Raw genomic sequence first — 9,622 nt, forward strand, 5'->3', positions numbered from 1 at the left:
GGACTAAAAGGGGGGTGAGGGGGGGGACTTCCGCCATACAACAGTTGTGGAGTTGTGGCGGACGAAACCACCGGTATGGGTGCCTCAAACGAGCCCCTGGCTTTGCAGACCGCCCCGTGACCACCCGTTGACCACCCGTTGAATCGGGGGTGCCTGAAAAAATTTGCAATAAAAACGGCTCTTCGATGAAAAGTCCTCGGCCCGGCACCTCACCAGAAACAAAGTTGAGAAGGGTAAATGGGCCTATGAATAACTTAAAAGAAACGCCAAATACCGTAACGGCCGCACCCGTACCACTTGGTAACGAGAAGGGGCAGACGCTCATAGAGTACGCGCTCCTTATAGTTGTTGTAGTGATAGCTATTGTCGGAGTGTATGCCGCCTCCTCCCCGGAGATCGTATCCGGCGTGACTAACGCATTATCGGGGGTGGGAAGCTGGTTGGGATACAGGGCGGAGTAATCAATGCGCTCGCGACGCATGTTCAAAGGAGCACTCCATGGAAAGAATCTTTTATAAAATGAAGAAAGTCCGGGAAAAGGTATCGGCAGGCGGGCGCGAGGGGGAGGGGGAGGGGGGACAGACCCTCATAGAGACCGTCTTCGTACTCCTGCTCATACTTATTATCCTGTTCGCCATAGCCGAGTTCGCCAGGGGCTGGTATCTTAAAAATTCGCTCAACAACGCCGCCAGGATCGGGGCGAGGGTCGCCGTAGTGGACGGCGCCCTGGTGGAAGACCTGGTTGGCACGCTCTGCCCGTCAGCTTCCACCAAAACGCTGGAGACCGTTTGCGCCGCCCCCGGAGTTCCCTCGGGTGCGACGGTGACCGTAGACATCAGAGTCCCCGGCGGCCTCCCCGGAAGCGGAAGCACCCCGCCCGTAGCGGGAGAGGTCGTAACGGTCTCCATCTTGGTCAGTTTCACCAGCAGTACCTCCGGCGTCTTTACGGTCGTCCCGAACCTCTTCCCTGGCCTGGACATGGCGAGCATGAGTTCCGAAGCGTCTATGAGATACGAATAACGGGCATATTCTTGACAGTTACTACAATTAAACTCTAAGGAGGCTCTTATGGCGGCGAAACCCCGGGCGGTCTTTATAATCGGCGTGATTGCGGTAGCCATTGCGGCGGTTGCGAGTATATACCTTTACAGCTATCTGAAGTCACAGGAAGAGCGGGTGCTGGAGGCCGTGGCGACCACCGACGTCGTGGTCGCGAGGATGGCCATCCCGGTAGGCACCGCCATTGAGCTGGCCAACGTAGAGGCCGTTGCATGGCCCAAGGCCAGCATGCCGCCGGGGGCGCTCACAAGCGCCACCGACGCGGTAGGCAGGGTAACGCTCATGGGCGTCCAGCCCGGCGACCCGATAACCGAGATAAAGCTCATGCCCACGGAGGGCCCCACCGGTATCCTCTCCTACAAGATACCCGAGGGACACAGGGCCATGACGGTCGGGGTGGACAGGGTCTCCGGCGTGGCCGGCTTCATCTCTCCGGGTAACAAGGTCGACGTAATCGTTACGACGACGCCGCCCGGCAAGGACCAGCCCATAAGCAAGATAATCCTCCAGAACGTCCCGGCCCTGGCAACGGGCCATATCATAGAGCAGGCGCCCGACGGCAAGCCCGTCGAGGTCCCCACCGTAACCATGGACCTCACCCCCGAGAACTCCGAGAAGCTGGCGCTGGCCAGCACCCAGGGCAGGCTCCAGCTCCTCTTGAGAAAGGCCGGGGATACCGAGGAACTGGAAACCGTGGGGGCAACGATGCAGTCCGTCCTCGCGGGGGACGAGACCCTGGCGAAGAAGAAGAAGGCTAAAGTGAAAACTCGCGGGAAAAGAAAGGCTGCGGCAAAACGCATTGTAAAGCCCCGGAGCACAAAAGTTTCCGTGGAGGTTCTGCGTGACGGTCAAAGGACAACCGAAACATTCAGGGTGAAAAAGGAGGCCTTATGAAAAATAGATACGCAGCGTTTTTAACGGCGGTGCTCTTCACCCTGGCCTTCTCCGTCACGGCCGGGGCCGCGATACCTATCGAGGTGCCCATCGGGAAAGGGTCCATAGTCTCGCTTAAAAAGGTGAGCAAGAGGATCTCCCTCTCCGACCCCGGCATCGCCGACATGATACTTATATCCCCCACCGAAATACTCATAAACGGGAAAAAAGTGGGTACCACGAGCATGATCGTGTGGGACAAGGAGGGGAAGCGCACGTTCTTCGACGTCTTTGTGGTCGGGGACCTCGGCGAGTTGGTGGAGCAGGTAAGGGAGGTGGCGCCGGACTCCGACATAACGGTGGAGATGGCAAAGGACACCGTCTACTTGAGAGGAACGCTTAAAAGCCTGGCAACCATCGACAAGGTAGTGGCACTCAGCAAGGCCTACGCCCCGAACGTGCTTAACTTCCTCGAGGTGGATACGCCGGAGCAGGTCATGCTCGAGGTCAAGGTGGCCCAGATAAACAAGACAAAACTAAAGGAGCTCGGGTTGAGCATGCTTGCCAAGGGTAACGACGCCGAGTTCACCACTCCGGGCTTCGTCGCCTCCCCCGAAGGCGACCTGGGAGGTAATGCCGGCTTCGACGTCATCCCCGGGATAGAGGGCTTTGACCTCGAGAGCATGGTCCCGCAGATAGGGGTGGCCTACTTCCCGGCCGGGGTGGCCGCATTCCTGCGGGCGATGTCCTCGAAGGGCTACGCCAAGATACTGGCCGAGCCGAACCTCGTGGTAAGGAGCGGCGAAAGGGGCCACTTCCTCGCCGGCGCGAGGATCCCGATCCAGCAGGTCACCGGCGTAGGCGCCGAGCAGACCGTCTCCATAAGCTTCGAGGAGGTGGGGATAAAGCTCAACTTCGCCCCCCAAGTGCTCGAGTCCGGGATGATAAGGCTCAATATAGACCCTGCGGAGGTTAGCAACGTATCGCGCTACTTGAGCTTCCAGGGCGTTCTCGTGCCCGAGATAGACACCAGGGAGGTCTCCACCAGCGTGGACCTCAAGGAGGGAGAGAGCCTCGTACTCGCCGGGCTCCTCTCCGAGGAGATGAGGAAGAACATAACCAAGGTCCCCATACTCGGCGACATCCCCATACTCGGGGCGCTTTTCCGGAGCACCAGGGACGAGTTGGAGCAGACCGAGCTCGCGTTCTTCATAACCCCCAGGCTGGTAAAGCCGCTTGCGCCGGGCGTAAGGCCGGAACTGCCGGGGGATAAGCCGCTTACGCCCGAAGAGGAAAGGGAGTTCCGGTGGATACCGGGTCTGGGCGGAGGGTCCCAGAGCGGAGAGGCGGAATAAGAGGGATAGATGAGACCCTGCCTTAAAAACTGGAAAAGGAACGGGATTGGACTTCTCCTTGAAGAGGCGGGGGTCTCCCTTATCCTTATATTCGGGGTCCTGTTCTTTTTAATCATCTTCATGGTCATCGCCATAGACGTAGCCTACCTCTACGCCGTGAGGGGACAGCTCTACAACGCGGCCGACGCCGCGGCCCTTGCCGGCGTGGCTGAACTGCAGGGCAACGGCGTGGCCCAGCCGGACGCGAGGCAGGAGGCGTGGAAGTTCGCCTGCGAGAACTCGGCGGCGAGCTCCCAGGTCATGCTCGTCACGGCCACGGCCACGGACCCGGACACGGCGGACTGCGCTTCCCCGCCGGCGGCCGAGGACCTGAACATCGCCAACACCGATGGCGGGGACTACGACGACATAGTGGTGGGCAACTGGGACGGAACGGACTTCGACCCGACCGACACCCCGGTGAACGCGGTCCAGGTCGTGGCGCGCCGGACCGTATCGGCCCCCTTGGGGAACTTCGGGCTCTTTTTCGCAAAAGTCCTTGGAAAGCACACCATGGAGGTCGGCGCGACCGCTATCGCGGCTAAAGAGGGGCTTCCCTTCATCCCGCTTCCACTTTGTATAAATACGGTTACGCCTTTGGCTACTACCCCTATTGATTTTTCCAGCCCCTCCTGCCCGGGGCAAAAGTTTCTTTTCAACCCACCGGGGACCGCACAGGCTTGTGGAACAAGTTGGGTTAATTATGAAAGCACTACGTCTCAGCCCAACCCCCCGGTTGTACGCGCTTACTTGGAAAACCCGTATCCCATATACGACATCTGCGACCTATGCTTCAGGTCCAAACAGGGGGTGTCCTCCGTGAGTGACCTTGAAGATGCGTTTGACAGATATAAACAGGCGGAAACCGACATGGACGGAAATCCTATCCTGAGGGATGGTATCGACCCCTTGATAGCCTGGAAGGTCCTGGTCCCTGTCTTCGATAACGTTACCGACTGTTACGGTGTTCCGTTTGGCCCCAACTCATGTCCGGGTGACCAACCGACCCACTATAAAGTTAAGGCCGTCGCCGAGCTTCTAGTTACAAAGGTTGATGCGCCAGGACCAGACAATTGCCCCCACTGTGGTTCGAATAATACGGTGGGTATTTCGTTTGTAGGAGCCAAGCCGCTGGACCCGCCGGTACAGAACCAGATGGTGGCCCGTTACTTCAGTTGTGATAATCCGGATGATATGAAGCAATTGATGGACTTGGCTGGCGGTCAAAGGCTGGTCTACTAAATAAAAGGGAAAGGGACGTTTTACACAAGCGAATATAATATATGACCCAAAACCTATCGATCATAGTAATAGACAGTGACACCGACTCGGCAAGCAAGATAGTCGGCTACATAAAGAACCTGGGCAACCACGCCGTCGTGGACGGCGTGGCGTCCACGTTCGAGGCGGGGTTCGAGCTTATCCACAAAAAAAGGCCCGTGGTGGTCATACTCGAGGTGGACGGCGACGTCGACAGGTCTATCGAAAAGATCAAGGCCGTCCTCGAACGCTTCCCACAGACCTCCATCTTCGCCACGTGCGCCGATAAATCTTCGGACACGATCCTCAAGGTAATACGGGCGGGGGCATCGGAGTACATATTAAGACCGATCTCCGAGCCGGACCTGGACGCGGCGCTCCAGAAAGTCGGGCGGCTCTGGATAACGCAGCCGGGGGCGCAGGGCGAGAAGGGCCGCATATTCGCGCTGTTCAGCCCCAAGGGCGGGGTGGGCGTCACGACACTCGCCACCAACCTCGCCGCCGACATACACAAGGCCACCAAAAAACCCACGCTCCTGGTGGACCTGGACTTGGACGCGGGAGACGTGACCACGTTCCTCAACTTGAAGACCTCGTATACGATAAGCGACGCGACGCTTAATATAAACCGCCTGGACGAAAGCTTCCTTAACGGGGTCATCGCGCGGCACAAGACGGGCATACACGTCCTGTCCGAGCCGCTCATGGTGGAGGAGGCGACGTCCATCCCCGGCGGCGACATAAGGAAACTGCTCACGCTCTTGAAGGACATGTTCCCCTATATCGTCGTCGATACGTCGAACGTCCTGGACGAGAGGGTCATGACGGCCATCGAGATGTCGGACACGACGTTCCTGGTCTTTGTTATGAGCCTCCCGGGGCTGAAACACGTGCAGAGGTACATGACCTACTTCGACAAGACGGGGATGAGGCCCGACAGGATAAAACTCGTCGTCAACAGGTATATAAAGAGGGGAGACATCCGGATCGAAGACGCCGAGCGCGTCCTCGACCACAAGCTCTTCTGGTCGCTCCCCAACGATTACGACGCGGCGATCTCGGCCCTTAACAAAGGAACCCCCGTGAGCAGCTACAAGCCGCGGTCGCCCCTGAGCGCTTCCATCGCGGATATGACAAAGTCCATACTGAAGCTAAACAAATAAACAACGGAGAACACTATGGCGGTCAGTGACGTAACACCGGGCGAGAGGGCATCGAAGCTCGACAGCTACCAGAGCCTTAAGAGCAGGATACACAGGAAGCTCATAGAGAACATCGACCTCTCCAACGTAGGCCTGATAGAGAAGGACATCCTCCGAAAGGAGATAGGCCGGATAGTAGAGGGCCTTATCCGGGATGAAGGGGTCCCGCTCAACAGGAGCGAGCGCGAGAGCCTCATAACGGACATACAGCACGAGACGTTCGGTCTCGGCCCAATGGAGCCGCTCCTCGCGGACCCGGACATAGCCGACATACTGGTTAACCGTTACGACCAGGTCTACATAGAGAAGTTCGGCAAGCTCAGCAAGACCGACCTCGTCTTCCGGGACAATAACCACCTGCTTCAAATAATAGACCGGATAGTGTCGAAGGTCGGCCGCAGGGTCGACGAGTCGTCCCCCTACGTCGACGCCCGGCTCCCCGACGGGTCCAGGGTCAACGCCATAATCCCGCCGCTGGCGCTCGACGGACCGGTGCTCTCCATAAGGCGGTTCGGGACGAACCCGCTCAAGATAAACGACCTCTTGAACTTCGGCACCCTTACCCCGGATATGGCCACGGTCTTGAAGGCCTGCGTGCAGGCGAGGCTCAATATCCTCATCTCCGGCGGCACGGGCTCCGGGAAAACCACCTTCCTGAACATCCTCTCCGAGGCCATACCCGAGGGAGAGAGGGTCGTAACCATCGAAGACTCGGCCGAGCTCCAACTCAAGCAGGAGCACGTGGTAAGGCTCGAAACGAGGCCCCCGAACATAGAGGGTGCGGGACAGGTCACCCAGAGGGACCTCGTCAGGAACTCGCTCAGGATGAGACCCGACAGGATCGTAATCGGCGAGGTCAGGGGCGACGAAGCGCTGGACATGCTCCAGGCCATGAACACCGGCCACGACGGCTCGCTCTCGACCATCCACGCGAACAGCACAAGGGACGCCATGCTCAGGCTCGAAACGATGGTGCTCATGGCCGGGGTGGACCTCCCCGAAAGGGCCATAAGAGAACAGGTCTCCTCCGCGCTGCACGTGATTATACAGCTCTCAAGGTTGCCGGACGGCACGAGGAAACTATCGAGGGTGTCCGAGATAACCGGGATGGAAGGCAACACGATAGTGATGCATGATATCTTCCTGTACGACAGGAAAGGGATCGGACCGGACGGCACCGTGCTGGGCGAGTTCAAGCCCACGGGCGTGAGGCCGAGGTTCATGGACAAGCTCAAGCTGCATGGGATCGACATCCCGTCTAAAATTTTCGAACCTGAGAGGGAAACATGATACTGGCGCCTTTACACATAGTCGTAATGTTCTTCTTCGCGGCGTTCCTCGCCGTCATCACCCTCTACATGTGGGTCGTGGAGGTACGCTCCTCGCCGAGATACCAGATCAGAAAGCGCATGAGGGGCCTCGCCTCGGACGCTGCCGACAGACGCTTCCCCGCGGACCTCAGGGTGGAACTCTTGAAGGAGATGTCCCCCCTCGACAGGGTGCTCTTCAAGTCCTCTCTCGTAAGGAAACTTGACGACTTCGTGGACAGCTCGGGGGTCAAGTGGGACGTGAAGATGGTATTCCTTCTGGTGGTCGCGTCCGCTGTCTTCGCGTGCACGCTCGGGCTTCTCTTCACCGAGGGGATGATAATCCCCCTCGCCCTGATACCGGTCGGTGCCGTAGTGCCACTAATGGTTATAAACTACATGCGCTCCGCCAAGGTCAAAAAGTTCACCGAGCAGTTCCCGGACGCCCTCGATATGGTCTCGCGCTCGCTTAAGGCCGGGCACTCCTTGAGCGCGGCCATCGAGATGGTGGGCACCGAAATGCCGGAGCCCGTAGCGGGCCTCTTCAGGACCGCATACGAAGAGCAGGCCCTGGGGCTCTCCATGAGGGAAGCGCTGGACCATATGTCGAAGCGGATGGCCGGCACCGACGTGAGGTTCTTCGTAATGGCCACGAACATCCACAGGGAGGTCGGCGGTAACCTCGGTGAAATACTCGAAAGGCTCGCGCATACCATAAGGGAACGCCTGAAGATAAGGCGGCAGGTCAGGGTCTATACGGCCCAGGCAAGACTCTCCGGATACATCCTGGCGGCCGTACCGTTTGTCATGGCCGCGATCTTCTACGTCACACTACCTGGCTATATAGAGGAGTTCTTCAACGTCCCCTGGGGGATATACGCCCTATACCTCGCCGGCGGCGGCATGGTGGCCGGCTTCTTCGTTATCAGAAAAATAGTGGATATAAAAATTTAACCGACTATAAGGGGTCCTTATGTCCGTATTCGCAGTGATAGCCCTTACGTTCGTGGTAGCAAGCGCGCTCCTGTTTGCCTTCCTCTACCTGGTTATCCCCCAAAAGGGCGGGCTGGATGACAGGCTGGACAGCATCGCGGAGGAGGTCCGGAGAAGAGAGGAAGTATCCTCCCTCCACAGGCCGCTCAGCGGCTGGGAGAAGTTCATGGAGAACCTGGGCGGGAAGATCCCCCTCCGGCCCGAAGAGTACGGCAAGTACAGAAAAATGATGGTGGCGGCGGGCCTCAGAGGGGAAATGGTGCCCGTCTTTATAGGGATCAAGCTCTTATCGGCGGCGGCCCTTCCGGTGCTCTACTTCGTGTTCCTGGCACTGCCGGCGGGACACGACATGAACACCACGATGCTCTATGCGGCCATCATTGGCTGCATGGGCTACATAGCCCCGAGCTTCGGGCTCAGGAGAATGGTGAAGAACAGGCAGCTCCAGATCTTCCATGACCTTCCGGACGTCCTTGACGTTTTAACGATCTGCGTGGAGGCCGGGTTGAGCATAGACGCCTCCATGATACGGGTCTATGAAGACAAACAGTTCTTACAGAGCCCCCTGGCAAAAGAGATGAACATCACGGTCCAGGAGACACGGGCGGGAAAGCCGCGCTACGAGGCGCTAAAGGATATGGGCGAACGGACGATGGAAGAGGACCTCAAGGCACTGGCCGCCATGCTCATCCAGACCGAACGCCTGGGCACCAGCCTCGCCGACTCGCTGCGGGTACACTCGGATACGCTCAGGACCAAGCGGAGACAGAAGGCGGAAGAGGAAGCGGCCAAGACGGCCATAAAACTCATGTTCCCTCTCGTATTCCTCCTCTTTCCATCCATGTTCATAGTAATACTGGTGCCCGCGTTCATAAGGATAGTATCGACCCTTTCAGACCTGTAGAAGACCGGAACGGACCCCCCCCTCCCCCCCCCTCCCCCCCGGTCTATTGCAATAATCCCCGGCCTGGCGGCCGGGGACGGCGCGGCAGGAGTTGCCATAAAACGACCGCCGTAGGTTTCCCCCCGCACCAGGGGACAGCCCACGGCGGCAAAGACTTTCATGGGCCCGGGGGGCCGGAGAGGGGCGAGGAAGGGCGAAGGGGGGTTCACCTCTTGAGCCGCCTCTTCCCGGAACGGACGGAAACGACCTCAAAGACCGCTTACCCGGATGAAGGCCTTCAATCTGAAAAACGACAGGGAACTCTCACATAACGTGGTAGTAGCGGACAGTGTCCTCGCCCGCATGAAGGGGCTCCTGGGAAGAAAACGCCTCGAAGACGGGGAGGCCCTGTGGATAAAGCCCTGCCGGGGTATCCATACCATCGGGATGAGCTTCCCCATAGACGTGCTCTTCCTGGACGCGGACAACGTGGTCGTAGAAGCAAGGGAGAATATACCTCCTAACAGGCTTTCAAAGATCGTCTTTAAGGCAAAGACCGTCCTGGAACTTCCGGCCGGGACCCTATCGGCGACAGAGACGAGGGCGGGAGATACGCTGCGCTTTTCCACATAATGACCCGGCGTGTTGCCA

General features: G+C 58.5%; 10 protein-coding genes. All 10 read left to right on the forward strand.

Annotation, left to right across the window (positions count from 1 at the left end; genetic code table 11):
* Positions 1-245 precede the first annotated feature (245 nt).
* The 10 genes from V3W31_07590 (at position 246) to V3W31_07635 (ending at position 9,604) form a co-directional block, all read left to right on the forward strand.
* Positions 246-461: a hypothetical protein gene (locus tag V3W31_07590; GenBank protein ID MEE9614796.1), complete on the forward strand. Its 216-nt coding sequence runs from the start codon at positions 246-248 to the stop codon at positions 459-461.
* Positions 462-498: 37 nt separating this feature from the next.
* Complete coding sequence (locus V3W31_07595) at positions 499-1,020, forward strand: TadE/TadG family type IV pilus assembly protein (protein MEE9614797.1); 522 nt, start codon at positions 499-501, stop codon at positions 1,018-1,020.
* 48 nt (positions 1,021-1,068) lie between these two features.
* On the forward strand, positions 1,069-1,953 hold the full coding sequence (gene cpaB / locus V3W31_07600; protein ID MEE9614798.1) for a Flp pilus assembly protein CpaB: 885 nt from the start codon (positions 1,069-1,071) through the stop codon (positions 1,951-1,953).
* Entirely contained in the window at positions 1,950-3,287 is a 1,338-nt protein-coding gene (locus V3W31_07605; protein ID MEE9614799.1) for a pilus assembly protein N-terminal domain-containing protein, read from the forward strand. The genes cpaB and V3W31_07605 overlap by 4 nt, the downstream gene beginning before the upstream one ends.
* A gap of 9 nt (positions 3,288-3,296) precedes the next feature.
* On the forward strand, positions 3,297-4,568 hold the full coding sequence (locus tag V3W31_07610) for a pilus assembly protein TadG-related protein (GenBank protein ID MEE9614800.1): 1,272 nt from the start codon (positions 3,297-3,299) through the stop codon (positions 4,566-4,568).
* A 41-nt stretch (positions 4,569-4,609) separates the two neighbouring features.
* On the forward strand, positions 4,610-5,749 hold the full coding sequence (locus V3W31_07615) for an AAA family ATPase (GenBank protein MEE9614801.1): 1,140 nt from the start codon (positions 4,610-4,612) through the stop codon (positions 5,747-5,749).
* A 15-nt stretch (positions 5,750-5,764) separates the two neighbouring features.
* Complete coding sequence (locus V3W31_07620; GenBank protein MEE9614802.1) at positions 5,765-7,078, forward strand: CpaF family protein; 1,314 nt, start codon at positions 5,765-5,767, stop codon at positions 7,076-7,078.
* Positions 7,075-8,049: a type II secretion system F family protein gene (locus V3W31_07625; GenBank protein ID MEE9614803.1), complete on the forward strand. Its 975-nt coding sequence runs from the start codon at positions 7,075-7,077 to the stop codon at positions 8,047-8,049. Before V3W31_07620 ends, V3W31_07625 begins: the two co-directional genes overlap by 4 nt.
* Before the next feature lie 19 nt (positions 8,050-8,068).
* Entirely contained in the window at positions 8,069-8,992 is a 924-nt protein-coding gene (locus tag V3W31_07630; GenBank protein MEE9614804.1) for a type II secretion system F family protein, read from the forward strand.
* A 267-nt stretch (positions 8,993-9,259) separates the two neighbouring features.
* On the forward strand, positions 9,260-9,604 hold the full coding sequence (locus V3W31_07635) for a DUF192 domain-containing protein (protein ID MEE9614805.1): 345 nt from the start codon (positions 9,260-9,262) through the stop codon (positions 9,602-9,604).
* Positions 9,605-9,622 lie beyond the last annotated feature (18 nt).

The organism is Thermodesulfobacteriota bacterium, from assembly GCA_036482575.1.
In the GTDB taxonomy this organism is placed as follows: domain Bacteria; phylum Desulfobacterota; class GWC2-55-46; order GWC2-55-46; family JAUVFY01; genus JAZGJJ01.

What these genes read in the sequence shown, in the direction of transcription:
- V3W31_07630 (MEE9614804.1), top strand. Translation starts at nt 8,069, where the DNA reads ATGTCCGTATTCGCAGTGATAGCCCTTACGTTCGTGGTAGCAAGCGCG.
- V3W31_07595 (MEE9614797.1), top strand. Translation starts at nt 499, where the DNA reads ATGGAAAGAATCTTTTATAAAATGAAGAAAGTCCGGGAAAAGGTATCG.
- V3W31_07620 (MEE9614802.1), top strand. Translation starts at nt 5,765, where the DNA reads ATGGCGGTCAGTGACGTAACACCGGGCGAGAGGGCATCGAAGCTCGAC.
- V3W31_07625 (MEE9614803.1), top strand. Translation starts at nt 7,075, where the DNA reads ATGATACTGGCGCCTTTACACATAGTCGTAATGTTCTTCTTCGCGGCG.
- V3W31_07590 (MEE9614796.1), top strand. Translation starts at nt 246, where the DNA reads ATGAATAACTTAAAAGAAACGCCAAATACCGTAACGGCCGCACCCGTA.
- V3W31_07615 (MEE9614801.1), top strand. Translation starts at nt 4,610, where the DNA reads ATGACCCAAAACCTATCGATCATAGTAATAGACAGTGACACCGACTCG.
- V3W31_07610 (MEE9614800.1), top strand. Translation starts at nt 3,297, where the DNA reads ATGAGACCCTGCCTTAAAAACTGGAAAAGGAACGGGATTGGACTTCTC.
- cpaB (MEE9614798.1), top strand. Translation starts at nt 1,069, where the DNA reads ATGGCGGCGAAACCCCGGGCGGTCTTTATAATCGGCGTGATTGCGGTA.
- V3W31_07605 (MEE9614799.1), top strand. Translation starts at nt 1,950, where the DNA reads ATGAAAAATAGATACGCAGCGTTTTTAACGGCGGTGCTCTTCACCCTG.
- V3W31_07635 (MEE9614805.1), top strand. Translation starts at nt 9,260, where the DNA reads ATGAAGGCCTTCAATCTGAAAAACGACAGGGAACTCTCACATAACGTG.